The sequence below is a fragment of the Kitasatospora sp. NPDC097691 genome (genome assembly GCF_040302665.1).
Lineage (GTDB): Bacteria > Actinomycetota > Actinomycetes > Streptomycetales > Streptomycetaceae > Kitasatospora.
In genome coordinates, this window is sequence record NZ_JBEORY010000054.1 from 41,372 (window position 1) to 65,539 (window position 24,168).

A 24,168-nucleotide genomic window follows, 5' to 3' on the forward strand; every position below is an offset into this window, starting at 1 on the left:
GCATGCTGGCCGCGTGGACAGACCCCAGATCTGGCTCGACTTCGCCCCTGAGCTGCACCTCTTCGTCTCCGCGCCCCGGCGGGCCGGCCGCACCGCGCTGCACACCGACGGCACCTCCACCCTCGGCCACGTCGTCGAGTCCCTGGGCGTCCCGCTCACCGAGGTCGGCGCCCTGCTGGTGGACGGCCGGGCCGTCCCCGACGCGCACGTCCCGGCCGACGGCGAGCACATCGCCGTCCGGGCGGTGACCAGGCCGCAGCCCTCGCCCACCCCGCCGCGCTTCCTCCTGGACGTCCACCTCGGCACCCTCACCCGCCGCCTGCGCCTGCTCGGCATCGACGCCGCGTACGAGAACCCCGACATCGGCGACGCCGCGCTGGCCGCCCGCTCCGCCGCCGAACAGCGCGTCCTGCTCTCGCGTGACCGCGGCCTGCTGCGCCGCCGCGAACTGTGGGCCGGCGCCTACGTCTACAGCCACCGCCCCGCCGAGCAACTGCGCGACGTGCTCTCCCGCTTCGCCCCGCCGCTCGCCCCCTGGAGCCGCTGCACCACCTGCAACGGCACGCTGCGCACCGTCACCAAGACCTCGGTGCGCGAGCAGCTGCGGGACGGCACCGAGCGCTCCTACGACGCCTTCGCCCAGTGCACCGAGTGCGGCCAGGCCTACTGGCGCGGCGCCCACCACGCCCGGCTGGAGGCGATCGTCACCGAAGCCGTGCGCGACTTCGGGGGAGGCCGGGACCGGCTCGGGGCCGCGTCGGAGTGAGGCGCTCTGGCGGGCGGCCGCGCGGCCGTGTTCCCATCGACGATGGGGGACGGGACCGCGCAGGCCGGTCGCGGGGTCGGTTTCGGAATCGGTCGCGGGATCGGTCACGAGAGAGGCCAGGTCGTCGGATGAACGAGCAGCCGGAGCACGACCCCTTCCGCACCGCGGACCTCGCGGACGCCCCCGTCGTCACCGCCCCCGACGGAGCCGCGGTGTACCCGCTGCTGGTCCTGGAGGGGCGCGGGAGCCTCGCGGTGTTCACGCTCGCACCCGGGCAGGTGACCCACGCGGTGTCGCACGCCACCGTCCAGGAGTTGTGGCAGGTCACCGCGGGCAGCGGCGAGCTGTGGCGCCGCCAGGGCGCGCGGGAGGAGACCGTACGGCTCGTTCCCGGTACCGCCGCGTCGATACCGCTCGGCACCGCCTTCCAGTTCCGGGCGGACGAAGGCTCCGACGGGCCGCTGCGGATCACCGCCGTCACCATGCCGCCCTGGCCCGGCACGGACGGTGAGGCCCGCCCCGAGGAAGGCCCCTGGAAGGCGACCGTCCGATGAGGCGGGCCCGGACCGGCCCGCACCGCTACGCGCCGTCGACCTCCAGGCCGTACGCGACCACGGCCTGGTGCAGCCCGCCCGGGTAGCCGGCCAGGGCCGGGGTGAACTCCCAGTCGCCGGCGGCGTCGCGGTCGAAGCGGCCGAGCCGCATGGCGGTGTTGGTCTCCGCACCGTCCGCCAGGTGCATCACGGCGGCGTCCTGGCCGGTGCCCGTCTCCAGGATCAGCGCCGGTCCGGCGAACCCGGCCATGGTGGCGCCCGGGTGGTTCCCGGTGTCGGCCGCGGCGATGACCACGAGCCGGTCGACGTCGGCGGGCAGGGCGTCGAAGTCGACCATCAGGCAGGCGTTCGCGTCCTCGTAACCGGTCACCAGCCGCACCGAACCGTCCGGCGTGGAGGCGTTGTTGTAGAACACCAGATGGTCGTCCGACACCGCGACGTTCCCCTGGCAGACCAGGGCGGCGATGTCGTACTCCTCCTCGCCGGTCCAGTGCAGGAGGAGCCGGGCGGGCTCGGCCGCCACCTCGATCGAGGGCAGCCCGTCCAGGCCGGCCGCCTCGGCGGAGGCGTCCTCCTGGGCGGCCGCGAACACCTCGTGGAAGCCGTGGTGCTTGAGCAGCCCGACCAGCTCGGCGCCGTTGATCAGGGTGACCGCCTTGCCGGTGACGAACTGGTGCGCGCTCGGGCCGAACCTGCTGGTCGTGACGAGGACGGCCTTCGTCGCGGCCTCGTCGCCGCGCAGCGTCCCGTAGAGGTCCCGCACCGCCGAGGGCGGCACCGTGTCGCGGTACCGCTTCACCTGCACGATCACGTTCCCGCCGCGGAACGGGTCGGTGTCGATGCCGCGGACGTCCACCCCGCCGTCCCGGGAGCGGGCGGTCAGCTCGACCTTCATGCCCATGGCCTCCATCAGCCGGGCCACGAGCTGCTCGAACTCGACCGGGTCCATCGCCATGAGGAGCTGGAGCTCGCGGACGCGCTTCGCCATCCGGCCGCGGTTGGCATTGGTGTCGTCGCGAAGGTGGCGGAACAGCACGCGCTGGGCGCGGCGTTCGTCGGCGTCGGGGTTGCCGAGGCGGTGGAGTTTCCGGCTCCGGGACATGGAGTGCCCCCTCTTGCAGGTGACGATTCTTGCAGGTAGGCGTCACCGTAGGGGAATCGTGGGCGAAGGACTGTCGCCCCGTCAGTTCCGCTGCCCAATCGAGACCTGGGGAGGTGGCGCGGGGTTTCGGGCCGGGTGCGGCGGGTGCAGTCCGAGGGTCCAGGCGTGCGTGGTGTACGAGCCCATGCGGGTCGGATGGCGCTCGACCAGGGTCACGTCGAGGCGGTCGGCCGTGCGGCGCAGCGACCCGGTGAAGCGGTGCTGCCGGCCGGGGGCCAGGGGGTACAGCTCGGCGAGGACGGTGTCGTCGAGGTCGCGTCCGACGGCGCGCAGCGTCCCCGCGTCGAGCACCAGGAGGGTTCCGTCGGGCAGGACCAGCGGCTCGGGGGCCTGCGGGTCGGCGAGCAGCGGGCCGCGCTCGACCCGCCCGCCGGACAGCAGCCGCACCACCCGGCTCCCGGTCGGGTGGCGGCGGTCCGTCTCGACCACCCGCAGGCCGCTGCCGACGACGTAGTGGCCGTAGCTGCGCCAGGAGTCGACCAGGGTGCCGTCCCGGTCGTACGCCCGGGTGTCGAAGGCGTCGTAGCCCTCCAGGCCGAGGACGAAGCGGCCGCCGCCGAGGGCCGCCGCGCGCTCGCCGCGCAGTTCGGCGACGAGGGTGCCGTCGGCGAGGTCCAGCAGGAGGGCGGGCCCGAGGTGGCCCCAGGCGGTGTAGTCGAAGGAGTCGGTGGTGACCAGGACCCGGCCGGCGGAGACGTGTGCGGCGTTCGGCCGCCCCTGGCAGGGCCGGCGCCAGCGGACCCGGCCGGTGGCGTCGACGCAGCGGAGTTCGCCGTCGAGGCCGTGCACCTCCAGTCCGTCCCGCCGGGCCAGCGGCCCCTCGGGGCGTCCCTGCGGCCGGCCGCCGCTCCTGTGATGGTGGTCCGTGACCGTGACGCGCCAGCTGCCCATGGCCCGGATGATAGGGCGCGTCCGACAACTCCCGCCGAGCGCGACGCGAATGGCCGGGTACGCCCCGGTGGACTCCGCCGAACGGAGGTGGTTGTTTCGGAGTGTGCCCGAACGGCCGACAATCTCTCATGGAGTCCGGGGTTCTCCCCCAGGAGCCCAGGAGGAGGCCGCGGTGGAGTTCGAGGTGATGATCGAGATCCCGCAGGGGTCGCGGAACAAGTACGTGATGGACTTCGCGGCGGGCCGGATCCGTCTCGACCGCACCCTGTTCACGGCCACCCGCTACCCCGCGGACTACGGCTACGTCGAGGGCACCCTGGGCGGCGACGGCGAACCGTTGGACGCCCTGGTGCTCGGCAGCGAACCGGCCGTCCCCGGCTGCGTGCTGACCTGCCGGGCGGTGGGCATGTGGGTGATGCGCGACGAGCGCGGCCCCGACCAGAAGGTGCTCTGCGTCCCGGCCCGGGACCCGCGCTACGCGGCCCTGCAGGACATCGGCGACCTGCCCGGGTTCGACCTGCTGGAGATCACCCACTTCTTCCAGGTCTACAAGGACCTGGAGCGCGGCAAGTCCGTCGAGGGCTCGCACTGGGCGGATCGCGAGGCCGCCCACGCCGAGATCGTCGCGTCGCGCCTCCGGGCCGTGGGGACGTGCTTCGCCGACCCGGCGTGACGGAGCGGAACGGGGGCGCGTGGGGCGGGGGGCACGCGGGGTAAGGGCGCGCGGAACGGGAGCGTACGGGGCGGGGAGCACGCGGGGCGGGCCGTCGGGGGTCGGTGTCGGCCCGCCCCGGTGGGTGCTCTGAGCCGGGTGCTCAGGGCCGGGCGTTGCTCAGAGCCGGGCGCTGCTGAGGATCGCGCGGACCTGGTCGGCGATCGCGGCTTCGTTCTGCTCGAACTCCGGTGCGGTGAGCAGGTCCCGGTCGGCGGGGAGGCCGGTGAGGACCGGGGTGTGGAGGTGGCCGCCGGGCAGGCCGGGGGCGAGGTCGAGGCGCAGGCGGTTGGAGCGGTAGGCGACCTCGTTGGAGAGGTAGCCACCGCCTCCGCCGGCGACCGCGCGGGAGCCGGGGGTGGGGCCGTCGGTGCGGACGACGGGGTCGGTGGCGCCCGCGGGGATCTCGGTGACGGGAGTGTTGAGCAGGACCGGGTAGGGCTGCTGCACGGCCGTCATCGCGTCGGTGGGCAGGGTGGTGCGGATGAACTGGGGCCCGGCGGCCAGCCCCGGGGCGTCGACGGGGTGCCGGACGGTGCCGCCGGAGAGCGCGCCGACGTTGTCGGTGGCCGGGTCGGCGGAGCGGGCGCGCCCGGCCCAGGCCTCCAGGGTGAACTTTCCGGGGTAGCCCTGGCTGATGCTGGTGATCAGGTCGGCGGACTGCGGGCCGGGCACCAGGTGCGGGCCGAAGGCGCGTTCCACGATCCCCTCGTCGAAGTCGCCGTAGCGGACCGGCAGGACGACCGCCCGCACCTCGGCGGTGCTGCCGTCGGCGAGGGTGATCCGCCGCCCGTTCAGCTGCAGGACGGCCGAGCCGGAGGGGTTGGCGCGGCGCGGTTCGGTGTCCAGGCCGTACGGGTCGAAGCCGCTGACGAAGATCCGCCGGAGGCCGTGGGCGGCACCGAAGCCGTCCGCCAGGCCGCGCGAGGAGTCCTCGAAGCGGGCCCGCAGCCCGGCCCGGTCGACGGCGAACCCGGGCTGCCACTGCGCGAGTCGGACGGTCATGGCGAGCCTGGTCCAGTACAGCGGGCGGTCGTCGTGGGCGGGCAGTTCGCCGCCGGGCCGGCGGCCCTGGGCGCGGTCCACGCCGGCCTGCCAGAGCGCCCGGCCCCAGGCGTCCACCACTCGCTCGGCGCGGTGGGCGGTCCGGGCGGAGCACAGGGCCGCCGGGAAGCCCCGGAGCAGGTCGCCCAGGCCGGACCGCTCGGTGAAGGCGGCCGTGCGAGCGTCCTGGAGGCGGGCCTGCTCGGCGTCGAGCGACACCGTCGTGGCGGTGCGGCAGGCGCCCGGGTCGGCCTCGGCGGCGGCCGGGGCCAGCAGGGCGGCGAGCGTTCCGGTGAGGGCGGCGGCCAGGCCGGCCGTACGGCGAAGTAATGTCATGTCACCTGACAATAGGTCCAGACCTGACGACCCGCCAGGGCGCCACCGCGATCCCGTGGGCCGGCCCGGAGGCAGGGCCTGTGGCCTGCCGGAACCGCCCGTCCGGTGCCGAGTCGGGGCGGTTGGGGGCAGCTCCGGGCCTGACGCGATCCTGACGGCGGGAGCGGGAACCGGCTCGACTTCTACAGCGTTGTCGTAGTCGAACAGCGGTACTCGTACGGTCGTGGAGGAAGTCCCATGAGTGTGGCCCTGACGAAGGGCGGCAACGTCTCCCTGGGCAAGCAGGCACCCGGGCTGCGGGTGGTCCGGGTCGGCCTCGGCTGGACGGCCGCGGCCGGGTACGACCTGGACGCCAGCGCGTTGCTGTGCGGAGCGGACGGGAAGGTCGGCTCGGACCGGAACTTCGTCTTCTTCAACAACCTGCGGAGCCCGGACGGTTCGGTCCGCCACCAGGGCGGCTCCGGCGGCGGGGCCGACCGGGAGCAGATCGAGGTCCGGCTCGCGGAGGTCTCCGCCGACGTGGAGAAGATCGTCTTCGCGGTGGCGATCTACGACGCGGCGCAGCGGCGCCAGAACTTCGGGCAGGTCCGCGGCGCGTACGTCCGCATCACCGACCCGGACGGCGGCGCCGAGGTGGCCCGCTACGACGTGGCGCCCGAGGCGGGCAGCGAGACCGCGATGGTGTTCGGCGAGCTGTACCGGCACGGCGCCGACTGGAAGTTCCGGGCGGTCGGGCAGGGGTACGCCGCAGGGCTCGCGGGCATCGCGACGGACTTCGGCGTGGACGTCCTGCAACCCGCTCCCGAGGCCCCGCCCGCTCCGGCCCCGGCTCCCGTGAAGCCCGCCGCGCCGGCCGCCCCGCCGGCGATGCCCGCCGCCCCGCCCGTCGTACCGCAGACCCAGCCAGCACCAGGGAGTTCCCCCGTGACGTGTTTCTTCGACCCCTCGCACGGCGCCGGCACCACGGCGGTGCTGTGGTCGCCGCAGTGGGGCGTGCCCCGCCAGATCGAGACCTGCGCCGCCTGCGCCCAGCGGGTGCAGACCACCGTCCCGCCGTTCTACACCCCGCCGCAGGGGTACCCGCAGCCCGTCCAGCAGCAGCCCGTCCACCAGCAGGGGTACCCGCAGCAGGGGTACCCGCAGGCGCCCGGCCAGCCGGCGCAGGGCGGCGGCCGGCGCTTCGGCACCGGCGCGCTGATCGGCGCGGGCGCGGCGGGCCTGGTCGGCGGCGCGCTGCTCAACGAGGCCTTCGACGACGACGGTCCCGAGGTGGTCGTCAACAACTACTACGAGGACGACGGCTTCTTCTAAACCGTCAGACAGGCCGCCGGGCGGCAGGGCCGCAGCTCCTGAAGGGCCGTCGGGGGTGACCCCGGCGGCCCGTGCTGTCCGTGCCGTGCGTTTGAATGGGCGTCGCCACACCGTTCTGACCGGGGGAGATGCACCGATGACCACGTCCGAAGCCGAGCTGCTCGACGCCGCCCGCAACCCCACCGCGGCCTGGCTGGAGTCCTGCTTCGGCCCCGGCACGCTGTGGCGGCCCGAGGTGCTGCCCGAGCGCCTGGAGTCGCCCACCGCCCGGGCGTTCCTGACCGAGGTCGGCCTGCCGGCCGTCGGGCTCGACTTCGTCGGCTTCGACGCGACGGACCTGCCCAAGAGCGGGATGTGGGAGGCGGACCTGGACGACCTGTTCGGCAACCGCACGCCGGACGACGACACCCCGCCCAGCAACTGGGGGTACTGCGTCGGGACGTTCGACCAGTGGCACCTGATGGTCGACGCCGGATCCGGCACCGTGCGGATCTACGACGCGGACGGCTGGGACCACGCGCGCGGCTACGGCGGCTGGGCGGCCGACTCGCTGCCCGCGGTGATCGGCGCCCTGGCGCTGCTGGCCGGCTTCGAGGAGCGGATCGTCGGCGACGACGCGAACGCCGCACTGGACGAATTCGAGGCCCTGGTCGCGCAGCTGGGCCAGGGGCCGGACGAGTCGGACCTCTGGTGCCAGGTGGCGGTGAACCTGCGGGAGGAGTACGAGGACCTGGACGAGGACTGACCCTCGCCGCCACCCGTCCGCCCTCCTCCACACCCGGCGGCCTTCCTCCACACCCGGCGGCCGCACAACGCGCAGGCGTTGTGCGGCCGTTCGCGTTCTCAGGGGCCCTGGCGGCGGTACGCCCCGGCGCGCGCGGCGGCCTCGGCGGCGGCCGCGGCCCGGTCGGCGGCCGCCTCGTCCAGCGGTTCGGCGGTGGTCAGCATCCGGTAGTAGAGCGGTGCCGACACGGCCCGGACGACCTCCGACGCGTCGGTGTCCGCCGGGAGTTCGCCGCGCTCGACGGCCTCGGTGACGCACGGCGCCCACTCCTCCACCCGGCGCCGGTAGAAGTGCCGCAGCGCCTCGGCGGCGTCCGCGTCGCAGTGCGCCGCCACGATGACCGCGCGGAACAGTGCGCCCTGCCGGGGGTCGGCCAGGGTGCGCCGGACGAGCCGGGCGTTGGCCCGCAGGTCCTCGGCGAGGGAGCCGGTGTGCGTGCGCGGCAGCGACTGCTCCGCCATGTCCGCCAGCAGGTCGGCGACGAGCGCGGTGGTGCTGCCCCAGCGGCGGTAGACCGTCGTGCGGCCGACCTCGGCCCGTTGGGCGATGTCGCCGAGGTCGAGACCGCTGAAGCCGTGCTCGACCAGGGCGTCCTCGACGGCCCGCAGGACGGCGGTACGCACCCGGGCGGTCCGGCCGCCGGGGCGGACGGTACCGGGCGTCGAGGGCTCGGTGGGGTCGGCTGCCGAGGCGGGGCCGGCAGGGCCGACGGCTTCGGCGGGTTCGGCGGGGTCGACGGAGCTGGCAGCCATTAACGGGATTCCTGTTCCATTAGTCGAGGGGAGTCTGCTAGGTTCAAGACATCCTAACGGCACGGGAGTCCCATTAGGGGCTTCGAGGGGAGAACAGCCATGGGCATCGCCACCACCGACATGGAATACCGCCGACTCGGCGCATCGGGACTCAAGGTCCCCGCGCTCAGCCTCGGCACCGGCACCTTCGGCGGCAGCGGGCCGCTGTTCGGCGCCTGGGGCACCACCGACGTCGACGAGGCCCGCCGCCTGCTCGACATCGCCATCGACGCCGGGGTCACCCTCTTCGACACCGCCGACGTCTACTCCGACGGCGCCTCCGAGGAAGTGCTCGGCCAGGCGATCCGCGGCCGCCGCGACCGGGTCCTCGTCTCCACCAAGGCCGGCCTGCCCACCGGCGACGGCCCGCAGGAGGCCGGCACCTCCCGCGCCCGCCTCATCCGCTCCGTGGACGACGCGCTGCGCCGCCTCGGCACCGACTACCTCGACCTCTTCCAACTCCACGCCTACGACGCGGCCACCCCGATCGAGGAGGTGCTCGCCACCCTGGAGGACCTGGTCCGGGCCGGCAAGGTCCGCTACACCGGCGTCTCCAACTTCTCCGGCTGGCAGCTGATGAAGTCCCTCGCCCTCGCCGACCGCCACGGCCGCCCCCGCTACGCCGCCCACCAGGTCTACTACTCCCTCGTCGGCCGCGACTACGAATGGGAGCTGATGCCGCTCGCCCGGGAGGAGGGTGTCGGCGCCCTGGTCTGGAGCCCGCTCGGCTGGGGCCGCCTGACCGGCCGGATCCGCCGCGGACAGCCCCTCCCGGCCGGCAGCCGCCTGCACGACACCGCCGACTACGGCCCGCCGGTCGAGGACGAGCTGCTCCACCGGGTGGTCGACGCCCTCGACGAGATCGCCGCCGAGACCGGCCGCACCGTCCCGCAGATCGCGATCAACTGGCTGCTGCGGCGCCCGACCGTCTCCTCGGTCATCATCGGCGCCCGCAACGAGGAGCAGCTGCGCCAGAACCTCGGCGCCGTCGGCTGGTCGCTGACGGACGAGCAGGTCGCCCGCCTCGACGCCGCGAGCGCCCGCACCGCCCCGTACCCGTACTTCCCCTACCGCCGCCAGGCCGCCTTCGCCCGCCTCAACCCACCCCTCGCGGGCTGAGGGTGCGGGGCGGGGCGGGTCGGCGCCCGCGCTGGCGGCGGTGCCAGGCGGTGAGGAGGTCGGCCTCCTGATCGGGCGTCAGGGTCTCCGGCAGGGGTTCGAAGGGCGGGATGTCCCTGGCCGTGTCGGCCACCGGGCGCAGGGTGAGACCGGTGGCGAGGGCGGCGGCCGGGTCGGCGGTGTTGGTGGCCCGGAGCTCGGGGCTCGTGGGCCACAACGGGAGCGCGCGGTCCGCGACGCCGGCCGCGCGCAGGAACTCCTCGGCCACCCAGGTGACGGTGGTGCCGGCCGGGGCGACCGCCGAGGCGACGGCGTCGAGGAGGCCGCCGAAGGTGAACGGTGGGGGAGTGGCGGCGTGGTGGGCGCCGGAGGCGTTCCGCTCCAACAGGGTGAGCATCCAGGCGGCGAGGTCGCGGGCGTCGACGACCTGGATCGGGGCGTCGGGCCGGCCCGGGGCCAGGACCTCGCCGCCGCGGGCGAGGCGCTGCACCCAGTAGTCGAAGCGGTGGGTGTAGTCCTCGGGGCCGATCACGTACGTCGGGCGCACCAGCAGCGTCCGCGGGCCGAAGGCCTGCCGGGCCGCGCGCTCGCACTGGACCTTGAGGACGCCGTAGGTCTCGCCGGTGACCGTGTCGGGCTCCGGGCCGTCGGCGGGTCGCAGCGGGGAGTCCTCGGCGAAGCCCGGGGCGGCCGGGGTGTCGTAGACCGCCATGGACGAGACCAGGAGGAAGCGCCCGGCGGCGCCGGGGTCGAGCGCGGCGGCCAGGTCCCGGATCTGGCGGGGGTAGTAGGCGCTGACGTCGACGGTGGCGTCCCAGCTGCGGCCGCGCAGCACGGACAGGTCGGCGTCGCGGTCGGCGACCAGGTGGGTGGCGCGGGGGAGCCGGTGGGCGCCGGACCTGCCCCGGTGCAGCACCGTGACGTCGTGCCCGGCGGCGAGGGCGGCCTCGGCGAGGTGGAGGCCGACGAACCTGGTGCCGCCCATGATCAGTATGCGCATCGGGCCATCGTGCCAGAACTGGTTTCGGCCGCTCGGGGTGCACGGGGTGGTACGGAAGTTGTCGGTGGGGCGGGCGATTTGGGTCACGGTGTGTGCAGGTTCGGCAGGAACTGTGTTCGACTGTCGACAGGTTCATGCAATGCCGCTGAGGCCGCGACGGGCCCCCCGGGCTGCGCCCCCGTGCAGGTCAGCGGCCTGATGTCGGGTGGATGGCGCGTTGGTGCGACCGCCGTCGAAACGTCTGACGCTCCGTCAACGTTCCTTGTTTTCCTGCGAACTTCTCTGCGGCCGCTTTAAGCTCCCGTTAACAATGGCGGCTTTCCGCCACTCGCGAACTCCCGTGCGAGATCGGGCGGCAGGCCCTCACTGGACACATGCCCAACGTGACGATGAGAGCAGGGATGACGACGACAAGTGAACGAACAGTCGGCGCCGCGCGCGGCCCGGACCGGTGGCGACCGGCTCGGCCCGACCGGCGCACCGCAGGCGGCGCGGTGGCGGTCGCCGTCGCGATCGGCGCCTGCTCGTTGGCCGTGGCCCCGTCGGCGTTTCCGCAGACGGGCGACGGCACGGTGACGGTCCGGGTGATCCGGGCCGTGGACACCACCGGGGTGTGGACCCCCGTGCTGGAACCCGGGATCGCGGGCGTGAAGGTGACGCTCACGGACGACGCGGGTGTCGGCATCGAGGGCACCACGGCGGCCGACGGCACGGTGACACTGGCACCGGCCGGCAGCAAGGCGACCGGCGGCAAGTACCGGATCCAGGTGGTGAATCCGAAGCCGGGGGTGCTGTTCCCGGCCTTCGCGTCGCGTCAGGGTCTGACCGGCGCACCGAACCAGCTCAGCAGCAACGAGGAGTTCGTCGACCTCGGCGGCGGCAAGAAGGTCGAGTACACCACGGGGTTGTGGAACCCGGGTGACTACTGCCAGAAGAACGCACCGCTGGTGTCGACCTGTCAGCCGGCGCCCCGGGAGGGCGGATCGGCGCGCACGCTGGTCTCCTTCCCGTACAGCGCCCGGGGTGTGGCCGGCACCGACGCGACCGTGACCGACCTGGCCACCGCCGACCAGACCGGCAACCTCTACGGCATCACGTGGAACCGGGCCGACAAGCGGATCTTCTCCGCGGCCTCGGCCAAGCGCACCACGTCGTACGGCCCCGGCGGCCCCGGCGCGATCTACGCGACCGACCCGGCGACGAAGAAGACCACCCTCTTCGCCACCGTCCCGGACGCCGGCACGACGCCGCACGGCCCGGGCAACGACGACGCCTTCCTGCCCGCGGTGGGCAAGGAGAGCCTCGGCGGCATCAGGATCAGCGAGGACGGCAAGGACCTCTTCGTCGTCAACCTCCACGACCGCAAGCTCTACCGCTACGACGCCACCGCGCCGACGGCGGCGGAGCCCGAGGCCGCGTACCCGATCCCCGACCCGGGCTGCCCGGCGGCCGGGGACTGGCGTCCGTACGGCCTCGGCCTGCAGGACGGCACCGGCTACCTCGGCGGCGTCTGCTCGGGCGAGTCGACCGGCAAGGCCGCGGACCTGCGGGCCGTGGTGCTGCCCTTCGACCCGGCCACCGGCGCGTTCCGGTCGGCCGTCCTGAACCAGCCGCTCGACTACCCGCGCGGCAGCACCGTCGGCGGGCCGTGCCCCGGCGCGGCCTGGTTCCCCTGGCAGGACACCTTCCCGGCCACGCAGAACGGCCAGACCTGCACCGGCTACATGGCCAACCCCGAACCGGCGTTGGCCGAGATCGCGTTCGAGACCGACGGCTCGATGGTGATCGTCTTCCGGGACCGCTTCGGCGACCAGTCGGCAGCCGGACCGACGGCCGGCACGGTGGCCAACGTCCTGCCCGGCGGCGACCTGAACAAGGCCTGCCCGGTGAACGGCGCCTACGTGCTGGACACCGACAACGGCTGCGGGGCCACGACCCGGGGCACCCGGTTCTTCGACAACAACCGCATCGGCCACAACAACGCCCTGAACGCCGGAATGGCGTTCTCGAAGGTCGAGAACTCCATCGCGACCTCGGGCTACGACACCAACGGCATGGCCTTCGGCTACGGCGCCGCCTTCGAGAAGCGCGACGGCAAGGCCGACGGCGGCCTGCGCCTCAACCCGGTCGGGCCGCTCCCACCGTTCGGCAAGGGCGCCGCGATGGGCGACCTCGAAGTGCTCTGCGACCAGGCGCCGCTGCAGATCGGCAACCGGGTCTGGTACGACCCCGAGCGCAGCGGCCTCCAACTGCCGGGCCAGCGCCCGGTGCCGGGTGCCACCGTCCACCTGTACGACGAGTCGGGGAAGCTCGTCGGTACGACGAAGACGACGGCGCGCGGCGAGTACTACTTCGACGACAGCAACGTCGAGGGCGGCCTCAAGCCGAGGACCAAGTACACGATCAAGCTGGACAACCCGGCCGACTACGCCAAGGACGGCCCGCTGTTCCAGTGGGTGCCCACCGAACACGACGTCGGTGACAACCACTTCATCGACTCCAAGGGCATCGTCCCGTCGGGCGGGAAGTACCCGGAACGGGCGCTGACCACCGGCGGACCGGGCCAGAACGACCACACCTACGACTTCGGCTTCCGCCAGCAGGAGGGCGCGCTGCGCCTGGTCAAGCACGACCAGGACGGCAAGCCGCTGGCGGGCGCCACGTTCCAGCTGTGGCACGAGACGAACGGCACGGACGGGCTGCAGCCGACCGGCGACAAGCCCGACACCAAGGTGGGCGAACCGTGCACCACCGGGGCCGACGGGCTCTGCCAGGGCAAGGGCGTCGTGGGCACGTACTACTGGCAGGAGGTGAGCCCGCCGACGGGCTACTCGGCGCCGGAGGCCACGGTGTTCGGGCCGCTGGTGCTCAACACCGGGAACCTCGACGACGGGGTCGAGGTGACGGCCGTCAACCGGCTGATCCCGACCCCGACGCCCACCCCGACCCCGACGCCGACACCGACCGGAACGCCGAACCCGCCGACGACGACGTCGACCCCGGTCCCGGCACCCCCGGCCCCGCCGGCCCCCGGACCCGGGCACCTGCCCGACACCGGTGCGGGTGCGGCGATCCCGTTCGCCGTGGCGGGTGCGACGGTGCTGATCGCCCTCGGTGCGGCGCTGGTGCTGCTGGTCCGTAGGCGCAGGGCGCTCCGGCAGGGCTAGCACGGCCCCGGCCGGGCAGACCGGCACCGGCGCCCCGGTGCCGGTGCCGGATCGGGCGGGTTCGCGGACCACTGGTCCCCGAACCCGCCCGACTGTCGTGACCGGCCCACGACGGAACACCACGACCGACCGCGCACCGACCGCAGACCGACCCCGCGCACCGATCCCGCAGTCCGATCCACGAGAGAAGGCACCCGCATGGCCCGGAAGACGAGGAACGACACCCGCAGGCCGCGGCGGGGCCGCTGGCTCCTGACGCTGGCCGCGATCGCGGTGTGCGGCACCGCGGCGGGCGGTCTGGTCGTCTACCGGACGGTCTCCGACGAGGCCGACGAGCGGCCGGTGACCACCGACGAGGCCTCCCGGCTGGCCCTGTCCCGGCTGAACCTCTACCAGGCCGCCCCGGTCGGGGTGACGCTGACAGCGGCCGAGGGCGGGGGCGTCACCGTCCGGGTCGAGGGCGTCGTGGACTACCGCACCCACCGGGGAGTGGGCCGCTACCGGACCACCGGGTCGAGCGGCCCGCTCGACCACGGGCTGATCATCTGGGACACCGGCGGCCTCGGCCTGGCCCCCGAGCCGGTCGGCGTCGACGGCCCGGCGTGGCAGCAGGCCGAGCACGTGCCGCGACAGGGCTGGTCGCCGCGCGCCTACACCGCGGACCCCCTGGACGCCGGGCTCAGCCTGGTGGTCCAGCTCGGCGCGGACCGCCCCGACAATCCGCTGCTGCTCGCCCAGTCCGGGGCACGCTGGCTGGGCCGCGACCGGATCGACGGCCGCGGCTACGACCGCATCGCCGGGCCGCGCGCCCAGGGCTCCGCCCCCGACGGCGGGCGGTCGCCACTGACGTACTGGGTCGACGGTGACGGCGCCCTGCGGCGGGTGACGATGCGGATGGCGGGCCTGGGCACGCCGACCACGGCGGACTTCTCCGGCCACGACGCCACCGCCAAGCTCCCCGAGGCCCCCTGGCTGGCCGGCTGACGACGCCCGGTGATCGGATGACGGACGGAAGACGACGCGACCCGGTCATGGAGCGGAGTCCGAGCAGCCAGGAACCGTCCGGGCCGATCCGGTGGCCACGCGTCCACCTGCCGGCGCCCTTCGACCTCGAACTCGACACCACCCGCCGGTAGCCGGGGGCAGACGTCGTCGGGGTGGAAGCCCGGGCCGGGGGAGGCGTAGCGTCGACAGTGGTCGCGGGCGGGCCACCTCCTCTGGGTTGGAGCGCTGACATGCCAGGTACCGCGACCCCTCCCTCGGGACCGCCGCCGGGCCCGCCGCCGGGGCCCCCGCCGGGACCGCCGCCGGGCCCGCCGCCGGGACCGCCGCCGGGACCGCCGCCGGGACCGCCGCCGGGGCCCCCGCCGGGCCCGCCGGCCGGGCCGTCCGTGCTGACCGGCCACACCGCGGCGGTGACCTGCGTCGCCATCTCAGCCGACGGAAGCCGGGTCCTGTCCGGCAGTGAGGACCACACGCTGCGGCTGTGGGACCTCGCGGCCGGGGCGGAGCTGCGGCGCTGGGGCGCGCACGAGGACGGGGTGCAGTGCGCCGCCCTCTCGCCGGACGGGCGGCTCGCCGTGTCGGGTGGCGTCTGGGGGTCGGCGGTCGTCTGGGACACCGGCACCGGGACGGAGCTGCGCCGCCTCCAGGGGCAGGAGCAGGGTTGCCTGGCCGCGGTGTTCTCCCCGGAGGGCCGGTTGGTGGCGACCGGCTGCGGGGACCACACCGTGCGCTGCTGGGACCCGGCGACCGGGCAGGAGCTGCGGCGCTTCGCGGGGCACACCGCGGACGTCTCCGCCGTCGCGTTCTCCCCGGACCGCACGTGGGTGCTGTCCGGCGCCGCGCAGTACGACTTCGGCGCCGACCAGGTGCGGCTGTGGGACCTGGAGCGCGGCACGGAGCTGCGCCGGTTCGGCGAGCGGCTGTTCGGGGTCACCGCCGTCGGGTTCGCCGCCCGGGGCGGCCTCGCCGTGGCCACCACCATGGACTGCCGACTGCACGTGTGGGACCCGGTCTCGGGTGCGGAGACGGGCGACTTCGAGGTCGGCGCGGGCAACCTGCTGTGCCTGGCGGTGTCCCCCGACGGGCGGCGGCTGCTGACCGGCAGCGGTACCGACTACTACGACGCCGAGCTGCTCGCCACCCTCGGCGCCGACAACCGGGTGCGGCTGGTCGACCCGGCGGACGGCCGGGAGCTGGCCCGGTACGAGGGCCACACCGGAAACGTCAACGGTGTGGCCTTCACCCCGGACGGCCGGCGCGCCGTCTCGGCAGGCGCGGACCGCACGATCCGGCTCTGGGACCTCGGAGCGTAGTCTCCCGAACCGGTTGCCCCAGGTCACCCGCCGGTGGAATCGTGGCAGGAGAGAAGGTCGGATCGGATCCTGACATGGCCGAGCGGGCACGAGGAGAGCAGCACATCTCGACCATGGGAAGCCCAGCGGTCCGGGCCGCTCCCGGGCCCGGTGGGCGAGGTGTCCCCGGTGGGCGAGGTGTCGGGGCCTTCTGCGCGCTTCTCGGCCTGCTCCCCGTCACCCCCGTGCTGGCCTGGTCGTACGGGCTGGCGCCGTTCGCCGTCTGGTTCTGGTCGCTCACCGTGCCGAGCCTGGCCCTGCTCGCCGCCGCCGGCGCGGCGACCGCCCGCCGCCCACGCCGACGCAGCCTGCACCACGCGCTGGTGGTCGGGACCGTCGGCGGCCTGCTCGGCACCCTCGGCTACGACCTGTTCCGGGTGCCGTTCGCGCTGGCCGGGGTCCGGCTGTTCGCGCCGATCGACACCTACGGCGTGCTGGCCCTGGACGCGGACTCCTCCGACCCGCGCACCGCGCTGCTCGGCTGGGTGTTCCACTTCGCCAACGGCATCGGCTTCGGGATCGCCTACGCCGTCCTCGCCTCCGGCCGCCGCTGGCAGTGGGCCCTCGTCTGGGGCCTGATGATCGAGACCCTGGCGGTGGCCTCGCCCGTTGCGGGCGTCTACGCGCTGCGCGGGCCGGGGCTGATCGCCATCGCCTACGCCGGGCACCTGGCGTACGGGGCGCCGCTGGGCCTGCTGGCCGCAGATCCGGATCGCACCGTCCGCCGGCTGCGCGAGGTGGGGTCGCACACCACTGCGTACGCGCTGCTGGCAGTCCTCCTGGCGCTGGTGGTCTGGCAGCGGCCATTCAGCACACCCGCCGCCGTCCGGGCCGGTGAGCTGGTGGCGCCCGGCCCCAGCGCCGTGGTGCTGGACGGACGGTTCCACCCGCAGTACCTGCGGGTGCCCGCGAACGGCTGCGTGGCCCTGCACAACGGCGACCGGGTGCCGTACACCCTGCCCGCCGCCGTCGGCTCGCCGCGGCTGGAGCCCGGGCGCACGACCACGGCCTGCTTCGCCTCCGCGGGCAACGCCGTGCTGCGGGTGCGCACCTCCGCCCAGCCGTACGCGGGCGGGTTCGTCATCGTGGACCGGACGGAGCACTGAGATGACCGGGAGCGTCGAGATGACCGGGAGCGTCGAGATGACCGACGGAGCGCTGAGATGACCACGGCCACGGCTCCGCAGACCGTTCCCACCCTCGGCGAGGTCGCCCGGCAGGTGCCCCGGTGGCTGCGCGAGAACGTCTGGACCGCTGTGACCGGCGCGGTGGTCGGCGGCGTGATCGGCTACGCGACGAACGTGTTCCTGATCGCCGTCCGCTACGGCGGCTGGCGCAAGGTGCCGCACGGGGCGCCGGCCACCAGCCACGGCAACTTCTTCCAGGGCGCGCTGTTCTGGGGCCTGCTCACCACGGTGCTGTTCGGCGTGTTCGGCTACTGGCACGCCGTCGGCACCACGCGCTTCCTCGCCGACCTGCGCGGGCTGCCGCGCACGCTCGGCGCGCTGGTCCGGGGGGACCGGGCGGCCGCCGTCCACCTGCTGTGGGGCGCCGCGGTCGCCCTGCTGGCCGCGCAGGTCATCTCGCCCGCGGCCGGGGCGGTGCTCGCCATCGGGGTGCTCGCGGGCGCGCCGACCGTGCTGGGGAGCATCGTGTCGACGTTCCTGCGCCGGATCTGGTCGGCGGTGGTCAAGCAGGTCGCCCCGACCCGTCGGCACCGCGTCACCGGGGTCACCGGTATGACGGTGGGCATGCTCGGCTCGGCCGTGTCGCTGATCGTCGCCTCGCTCGTCACCGACAGCGTGGTCAAGTACGTGCTGGCGGGCGCCCTCGCGCTGGCCGCCGTCCTGATCGGCCGCACCGGCACCCGTCCGCCCGCCACCGCCTGCGTCCTGCTGCTCGTCGGGACCGCGCTCGCGCTGCACGGGTTCACCGACGCCCTCCCCGCCCACGCCGACGACGGCGGATCGCTCGAATGCGCGGGCAAGGCCTGGCTGAGCTGCACCGGCAGCAGCACGGTGCTGCGGTACTCCGCGGCCGGGGCGGTCGCGGCCGGCGCGGGCGGGATCCTGGGCTCCTTCCTCGGCCACCTCGCCGGCACCCTGGCGGGCGGACCGGACACCGGAGGACAGGACGAGGACGGCGGCCCGCCCTGGCAGCCGCAGCCGGGCATGCCGCCCGGCGACCGGGCGGCGATCAACAACTGGATCCAGGGGCTGCTGGACGACCCGGCCTTCCAGCGGTGGCGCGCCACCCACCCCGGCTTCACCGGACAGCCCACCGACGCCGAGTTCAACCAGTACCTCACCTGGCGTCACACCCAGGGCATGGCGGACCCGGCGCTGACCCTGCCCAGCTCGCGGGCGACGCTCCCGGTGGACGCCGGAGCGCTCCCGCCGCTCCCGGCGGAGGAGCCCCAGCCGTCGGCGGCTGCCCTGTCGTCGCTGGCCGCCCTGCCGCCCGGCCCCGAGCCACTCGACGAAGGGCCCGCCGGGGACATCCAGCCTGTGCCCGATCAGCCCCCCGCCCCGCCGGCACCCGCACCCACGCCAGCGCCGCCCGCACCCGACCCCGCCCAGGCGATCCGGGACCGGCTGGGCGCCCTCGACGCCGCCAATATGAACGACCCCACCTACTGGCAACAGCTGCAGACCCTCAAACAGGGCATCGACCCGGCTCAAGGCCTCACTGCCGACCAGCTGGAGACGATCAAGACCCTGGAGGGGAAGATCAGCTCCGCCGACACCACCGGGAACGAGGAGCGGGAGAAGTTCCGCAACAGGGGCATGGACCAGCTCGTCGCCAACGTGGAGCGGGGCAGCCAGGCCGAGCGGGACTACACCGACTACCTGCACCGGCTGGACGGCATCGAGGCCCGCGAGAACTACCTGAGCAACCTCGTCGACCGCCTCCCGCCCGGGCAGTTCGAGACGGCCAACCGGGTGCTGCAGCGGATCGAGAGCGGCGCCCCGGGCACCGACACCGAAGGCTCGCTGCGGCAGCTGACCACCGCCGTGTTCAACCAGGCGCAGGGCCAGTCCGAGCGGGAGGCGGCCGCGGCCCAGCTGGAGTCGATCGCGGCCGAGGAGCACGAGGCCGGCGCCACCCGGGTGCAGCACGTCGCCATCGCCGCCGAGATCCTGCTGGCCCCGTTCGCGGTGCCGCTGACCGCCGCCGGGGCTGCCCAGCTCGGGGCGTTCATGGTCGGCCGCAACGCCGTCCAGGGCCTCGCCGTCGGCTACGAGGAGGGCGGGATCGGCAAGGCCCTGCTCGGCGCGGCCAACGCGGTGCTGCCGATCAACACCCTTCAGGCCGCCTACCAGGCCACCATCGGCCAGGTGATCGACCCCAACAGCCCGGCCCCGCAGGCCGGTCGGGGCACGATCGCGCTCGCCTTCGTCCAGGACCTCGGCAACGCGGTGGGGCTGCACGGGCTCCTGAGCAGCATCGGTCCGGCGGCGGCCGAGGTGGCCTCCGAGACCTCCGTGCTGAACAAGCTGAAGGGCCCGGCGCCACCCGCCCAGCCGCCGCCCGGCCTGGTCCCGACGGCCACGGCCGCCACCGACGCCGCCTTCAGCGCCGAACAGGCCGCCGGGCGCAAGGCAGCGGACGAGTTCCAGCAGATGGCGAGCGACCTGCGCGCCCTGCGGGCGCAGAAGGCGAGCGCGGACGAGATCGCCGCGGCCCAGCAGGCGTTGAAGCAGAAGGCCATCGAGATCAACTCCCAGTACCAGGGCAAGGCCACGCTGAAGACCGTGCCCAAGGAGATCCAGGGTGAGTACGCCGGGGTCCTCGAACCGGTGCTGACGACGTCGCGGGAGCAGCAGGTCGCCGAACTCAACGCGCAGGGCTGGAAGAGGGGCGGACGACCGCTGACCGTCGACGACCTGGAGGACCTGCGCAACGCCAAGAGCCTGGGCACCGTCGGGATGGACCGCGACCTGGCCCTCACCCAGAAGGCCTACCGCGAGACGCTTGCACAGCTGGAGAAGGCCCCGCCCACCTCGCAACGCGCCGAGGACCTGTACAAGAAGCTCCAGGAGATCAGGACCGCCGATCAACTGACGCTCAACGGCGCCCCGGTGAGCCCGTCCAAGGCCAACGACGCGTTCCAGCAGGCGTACAACAAGGCGTACCACGATGCGACCGGCGGCCAGGACGCGGGCAAGGCGCTGCAGTCGGTGACCCAGAGCAAGCACCCGGAGGCTTACCAGGACCTGCCGGTGCTCAAGAACGACGCCCTCGGCTACCCGCCCGATCCCAAGTGGGCCGCGCAGACCGGGTCCGTGACCACCTACAAGACCTATATGAATCCGCACGAGCTGAGCCCGGGCAGCGCGCTGCAGGAGACCGCCCGGGGCGTGGCCAAGGACATCTCCACCAAGCTCGAACCGATGATGTACTACTACAAGGGCGCGGACCCCGCCGCCTACCAGCGGGTCCTGGACATGAAGAGGTTCCTCACCGACTGCGGCAAGGGCATGTACACCCCGTCGCAGATGGAGCTGTTGTCCAAACAGAACTTTGGCACCTCGATCAACGGCCTCGCCCAGCAGGTCGATTCGAACCTGGCGGCCTTCGTCCAGAGCCACGGCGATCTGCAGCCCGCGTTCCGCGCCCTGCCCGGGCCCGGCCTGAGCGAGGTCGGCGGCGTCGCCGCGCAGGCGGTCGGCGGGCAGGCCGGGACGGTGGCCACGGGCATCGCCTCCGGCCCGGACCCCGGGAGCGAACCGCGGAAGGAAAGGTGAGCCATGGACACCGAAGCGGCCCTCACCAGGACCGAGACCGAGACCCCGGACCTCTCCTCGCCGGGCGGCCTGGCCCGCACCATCCGCCTGCGCCGGGCCGAATTCGGTCCGCTGGCACGCCACGTGGACCTGCCCGAGCCGGGCGTCCTGTCGCCGCTGCCCGACCTGGCCGCCGCCGGTGCCGACGAGGCGGGCTCCGACACCCCCGAGTCCGTCCGCGAACCCGGCGAACTGCTCCGGGAGTTCACCGGGCTGTCCACCGTCACGGTACGGGCCGCGCTGCTCCCGCTCGCCGTCCCGGACCGGGTGGTGGACGCCCGCAGCGCCCTGTTCGACAGCGCGCCCACCCAGTGCCGGCTGTACGCCTCGCACCAGGCCGAGGCCGTCTTCGTCGGCCTGCGGCCCGGGCCGGCCGGAGAGTACGAGCTGATGGCCCCGTTCGCTCCCCAGGACCTCGCCTGGTGGGTGCAGCTCCAGGTGCAGTTCTCCAACGGGCAGCCGATCCCGTTGCCGTCGGCGATGGAGGAGCTGACGGCCGAGGAGCTGGCCTTCCTGCTGGTGCTGGTCGACGCGTACAAGACCGCCTTCTTCCGGTCCTTCGCCGGGCGACGGCAGCGGCCCACGCCGGTCACCGTCTCCCTGACGGACGTCCTGGAGGCCCAACAGGACGCCCTTCGGGTGGCCGACCGGCGCTGGATCAGCCACTGCGTCGCGGAACTGTTCGCGGCCCAGCTGCACCCCGGCGGGCGGACCGGCACGCTCCTGCCGCCGGTCACCGCCGCCGTCGCCGAACGGGAGCTGCGCCGGTACGCGGCCGCCGGGGACCTCGAACCGGCCGGGACCGGCAATCCGCAGGCCTACGAACTCGGACTCACGCTGGCCACCTTCGCGGGCACCCTGTTCACCTGGATCAGCCTGCTCGCCCTGCACGACGTCCAGGTGGTCGGCTACGAGGCGGGCCGTGCCGTCGCGCAGGAGGACATGGTCCTGTTCGTCGTGACCGAGCCGACCGTCTGGACTCTCGTCAGCCAAGGCCTCACCCGGGCCGGGCAGGACTGGTCGGACGTCCGCTTCGGGCTCCGGGCGCTCGGCGTCGTGGAGGCGACCGACCTGGCCGGCGACTTCCTGCGGCCGATTCCCGGGCTGTCGCTGCCCGAGGACTTCTACTGGCCGGAGCCGGAGCCGGAGCCGGAGCCGGAGCCGGAGCCGGTGACCGAACCGCTCAGCCGCGCGCCCGCGGCGCCGGTACCGCCCACCGAGCCCGCCTTCCGCCCCACCCACCGGGTCCCGCCCGGCGGCATGTCCGCCTGGACCGCACCTGACCCGGCCCTCACGGCCGTCACCAGGATCGACGGGCGAGTCGAGCTGCAGGTGCTCGAACGGGCCGGGGACTGGGCGCACATCGTCTGCTCCAACGGCTGGTCGGCCTGGGTGGACGGCCGGCGGATCGAGGAGATCGGGTCGTAGGGGCCCGGCCGCTACGGGATGGTGAAGGTGCTCAGCGCGGTGGCGAGGACAGGCCGGTAGGAGGTCCAGTCGGAGTCCGGGGTGGAGAGGTAGACGGTGTACTCGGTGCCGTTCGGGGCGAGGAATGACTGCGCGCCCACGTGGGCCGAGCCGAAGGTGAACTCCCAGTAGGCGCCCGGGTTGCCCTGGTAGGTGTTGGTGCGCAGGTCGATCCGGGTGTAGCCGCCCTGCTGGGCCAGTGACTGTTCGATCTCGCGGAAGCCGTCGACGGGGGTCTGTCGGGAGGGGTTGGGGACAAGGGCGAACCGCAGCACGTGGCCGCCGCTGTCCGGCGAGTAGTCGCCGCCGCCCAAGCCGTTGTCGGTCCGTGTCCAGCCGGTGGGGGCGGCGAAGCTGAAGCCCGCCGGGTCGGTTGTCCGGACGTAGCCGGGGGGCACCGTGGGCCCGGGGGTCTGCGGTGCAGCGGTCGACGGCGTCTGGGGTGTCGGTGTCTGGGGTGTCGGTGTCTGGGGTGTCGGCGTTTGGGGTGTCGGCGTCGGTGTTGGCGTCTGGGGTGTCGGCGTTGGTGTTGGCGTCTGGGGTGTCGGCGTTTCGGGGGTCGACGGTGGGGCCGTGGGGGTCTCGGGTGTCGACGGCGCGGTGGCCGACGGCGGGGTGACCGGGGCCGTGACGGTCGTGTGGTGCTGCGTGCCGCGGCCGACCAGCAGGAAGACCAGCCCGCCGATCAGCGCCAGCGCGAGCAGCACCGCCGTGATCACCACCCCGGGCCGCCGCGCCGCCGGAGGCCGCTCACCCGGCGATGGGGCGAGCGCCGGTACGGCTGGCTCCCGGCCCGGCACTGCCTCGGCCGTCGCCGGGCCGACGGTGAAGCCCGCGGCCACCCGGTCCAGCATGTGCCCGGTCCACTCCGCACCCGGCCGCTGCGCCGGATCGGCGCGCAGCAGCGACGTGATGACCGGTGCGAGCGCACCGGCGCGACGCGGCTCGGGCGGCTGCCCCGCCTCCGGCGGCCGGCCCTCCACGGCCGCGTACAGCGTGGCGCTCAGCGACCACAGGTCCGCCTCGGGGCCGGGCGGACGGCCTGCGGCCCGCTCGGGCGCCTGGTACGCGGGGGAGCCGTCGTGCGGGCGGTCCGCGAATGCCGTGAGCCCCGCCCGTCCCTGCTCCAGCACCACCCGGTCCGGTTCGACGGCGCCGTGCACCAGCCCGGACCGGTGCCCCACGACCAGTGCGGCCAGGACCTGGGCGCCGATCCGGGCGGCCTCGCGCGGCGGCAGCGGGCCGTCAGTGGCGATCACCTCGGCGAGGGTCCGCCCATCGGCCATCGCTCCGCTCCAACCGTGCCTCGGCCCCCACGGTCAGTCTCCCGCCAGGGCTCATCCGGGGCCATCGGGCGCCGGTCGGGGTGCCGACCGCGAGGGGGTGGCGATGCCGCATGATCGCCCCCCGCTGTCCGGCGTGGCCGCCCCGCCAGGATGCCGGACCCTCGCGGCGGCGCCTAGACTCGTGCGCCGTCCTTCGAACGGGCTTGCACCGGCAGGCCGTTGGTGAGGTCCTCGACGAGGAGGCGCCAGGCGATGGCGTCGGCGGCGGTGCGCAGTTGCGGGCTGCGCGGGCGGCCGGCGTCGGCGTCGAGGCGGGCGTTGAGCCAGTCGGACCAGGCGTGGGCGAGGGCCCGGACCTCGCGGATGCCGCGCTCGGTGTTCACGAGGGCGTCGCCGTCGCGCACGAGGTAGCCCTCGGTGGCCATCCGGTCGAAGACGGGCTCCAGGACTTCGGGCGGGATCCGTTTGCGGGCGGCGATGAGCTCGAGGTCGGCGCGGCCGATGGCCTTGGTGTGCTGGGCGACCTCCATCAGCGCCCAGGCGCCGGCGAGGTCCACCCGGGTGTCGGCGCCGGAGACGATGGTCCGGACGGTGTCGAGGTCCACACCGCGGACGATCTTGCAGACCGAGTACT

The 24,168-nt window shown here is 74.2% G+C and carries 17 protein-coding genes and 2 pseudogenes; 12 read left to right on the forward strand and 7 right to left on the reverse strand.

Annotated elements, in window-relative coordinates; translation table 11 throughout:
- Positions 1-13: 13 nt before the first annotated feature.
- Complete coding sequence (locus ABTY56_RS29510) at positions 14-766, forward strand: Mut7-C RNAse domain-containing protein (RefSeq protein WP_350632370.1); 753 nt, start codon at positions 14-16, stop codon at positions 764-766.
- Positions 767-894: 128 nt separating this feature from the next.
- Positions 895-1,320 (forward strand): cupin domain-containing protein, encoded by a 426-nt coding sequence (locus ABTY56_RS29515; protein WP_350632372.1) that lies wholly within the window; start codon positions 895-897, stop codon positions 1,318-1,320.
- 25 nt (positions 1,321-1,345) lie between these two features.
- Here ABTY56_RS29515 and ABTY56_RS29520 read toward each other — a convergent pair whose 3' ends face one another.
- Both ABTY56_RS29520 and ABTY56_RS29525 read right to left on the reverse strand, forming a co-directional pair.
- Positions 1,346-2,422 carry a restriction endonuclease gene (locus tag ABTY56_RS29520; protein WP_350632374.1) on the reverse strand — a complete coding sequence of 359 codons (1,077 nt, stop codon included), beginning with the start codon at positions 2,420-2,422 and terminating at the stop codon, positions 1,346-1,348.
- Positions 2,423-2,503: 81 nt separating this feature from the next.
- Positions 2,504-3,373 (reverse strand): hypothetical protein, encoded by an 870-nt coding sequence (locus ABTY56_RS29525; protein WP_350632376.1) that lies wholly within the window; start codon positions 3,371-3,373, stop codon positions 2,504-2,506.
- Between the two features lie 172 nt (positions 3,374-3,545).
- On the opposite strand from ABTY56_RS29525, the gene ABTY56_RS29530 reads away from it, so the two are divergent.
- On the forward strand, positions 3,546-4,046 hold the full coding sequence (locus ABTY56_RS29530) for an inorganic diphosphatase (protein WP_350632378.1): 501 nt from the start codon (positions 3,546-3,548) through the stop codon (positions 4,044-4,046).
- Positions 4,047-4,205: 159 nt separating this feature from the next.
- Here ABTY56_RS29530 and ABTY56_RS29535 read toward each other — a convergent pair whose 3' ends face one another.
- On the reverse strand, positions 4,206-5,465 hold the full coding sequence (locus ABTY56_RS29535) for a pyroglutamyl-peptidase I (RefSeq protein ID WP_350632380.1): 1,260 nt from the start codon (positions 5,463-5,465) through the stop codon (positions 4,206-4,208).
- Positions 5,466-5,702: 237 nt separating this feature from the next.
- Between ABTY56_RS29535 and ABTY56_RS29540 the strand changes: the two are divergent.
- Together ABTY56_RS29540 and ABTY56_RS29545 are read left to right on the forward strand one after the other, a co-directional pair.
- A pseudogene (locus tag ABTY56_RS29540) lies at positions 5,703-6,254 on the forward strand (TerD family protein); the annotation flags it as partial.
- A 658-nt stretch (positions 6,255-6,912) separates the two neighbouring features.
- Positions 6,913-7,521 (forward strand): SUKH-4 family immunity protein, encoded by a 609-nt coding sequence (locus tag ABTY56_RS29545; protein WP_350632382.1) that lies wholly within the window; start codon positions 6,913-6,915, stop codon positions 7,519-7,521.
- Between the two features lie 98 nt (positions 7,522-7,619).
- On the opposite strand, the gene ABTY56_RS29550 is transcribed toward ABTY56_RS29545, so the two are convergent.
- A complete protein-coding gene (locus tag ABTY56_RS29550; protein WP_350632384.1) occupies positions 7,620-8,312 on the reverse strand; it encodes a TetR/AcrR family transcriptional regulator in 693 nt (230 codons plus the stop codon).
- Positions 8,313-8,432: 120 nt separating this feature from the next.
- Here ABTY56_RS29550 and ABTY56_RS29555 point away from each other — a divergent pair, with 120 nt between their 5' ends.
- Positions 8,433-9,470 (forward strand): aldo/keto reductase, encoded by a 1,038-nt coding sequence (locus ABTY56_RS29555; RefSeq protein ID WP_350632406.1) that lies wholly within the window; start codon positions 8,433-8,435, stop codon positions 9,468-9,470.
- Here the strand turns inward: ABTY56_RS29555 and ABTY56_RS29560 are convergent.
- Positions 9,448-10,470 (reverse strand): NAD-dependent epimerase/dehydratase family protein, encoded by a 1,023-nt coding sequence (locus ABTY56_RS29560; RefSeq protein WP_350632386.1) that lies wholly within the window; start codon positions 10,468-10,470, stop codon positions 9,448-9,450. The two genes, ABTY56_RS29555 and ABTY56_RS29560, sit on opposite strands and share 23 nt — an antisense overlap.
- 494 nt (positions 10,471-10,964) lie before the next feature.
- Here ABTY56_RS29560 and ABTY56_RS29565 point away from each other — a divergent pair, with 494 nt between their 5' ends.
- The 6 genes from ABTY56_RS29565 to ABTY56_RS29590 all read left to right on the forward strand — a co-directional run bounded on the left by ABTY56_RS29565 (position 10,965) and on the right by ABTY56_RS29590 (position 22,209).
- A complete protein-coding gene (locus ABTY56_RS29565) occupies positions 10,965-13,637 on the forward strand; it encodes an SdrD B-like domain-containing protein (RefSeq protein ID WP_350632388.1) in 2,673 nt (890 codons plus the stop codon).
- 198 nt (positions 13,638-13,835) lie between these two features.
- Positions 13,836-14,621 (forward strand): hypothetical protein, encoded by a 786-nt coding sequence (locus ABTY56_RS29570; protein WP_350632390.1) that lies wholly within the window; start codon positions 13,836-13,838, stop codon positions 14,619-14,621.
- Positions 14,622-14,872: 251 nt separating this feature from the next.
- Entirely contained in the window at positions 14,873-15,955 is a 1,083-nt protein-coding gene (locus tag ABTY56_RS29575; protein ID WP_350632392.1) for a WD40 repeat domain-containing protein, read from the forward strand.
- A gap of 224 nt (positions 15,956-16,179) precedes the next feature.
- Entirely contained in the window at positions 16,180-17,100 is a 921-nt protein-coding gene (locus ABTY56_RS29580; RefSeq protein WP_350632394.1) for a hypothetical protein, read from the forward strand.
- A gap of 57 nt (positions 17,101-17,157) precedes the next feature.
- A complete protein-coding gene (locus tag ABTY56_RS29585; protein WP_350632396.1) occupies positions 17,158-20,742 on the forward strand; it encodes an AAA family ATPase in 3,585 nt (1,194 codons plus the stop codon).
- 3 nt (positions 20,743-20,745) lie between these two features.
- Positions 20,746-22,209, forward strand: a complete 1,464-nt coding sequence (locus ABTY56_RS29590; RefSeq protein ID WP_350632398.1) for a hypothetical protein — start codon at positions 20,746-20,748, stop codon at positions 22,207-22,209.
- Positions 22,210-22,220: 11 nt separating this feature from the next.
- Here the strand turns inward: ABTY56_RS29590 and ABTY56_RS29595 are convergent, their stop codons facing one another.
- Both ABTY56_RS29595 and ABTY56_RS29600 read right to left on the reverse strand, forming a co-directional pair.
- Positions 22,221-23,534 carry a serine/threonine kinase C-terminal domain-containing protein gene (locus tag ABTY56_RS29595; protein WP_350632400.1) on the reverse strand — a complete coding sequence of 438 codons (1,314 nt, stop codon included), beginning with the start codon at positions 23,532-23,534 and terminating at the stop codon, positions 22,221-22,223.
- 173 nt (positions 23,535-23,707) lie between these two features.
- Positions 23,708-24,168 (reverse strand): annotated as a pseudogene (locus ABTY56_RS29600) (MFS transporter); the annotation flags it as partial.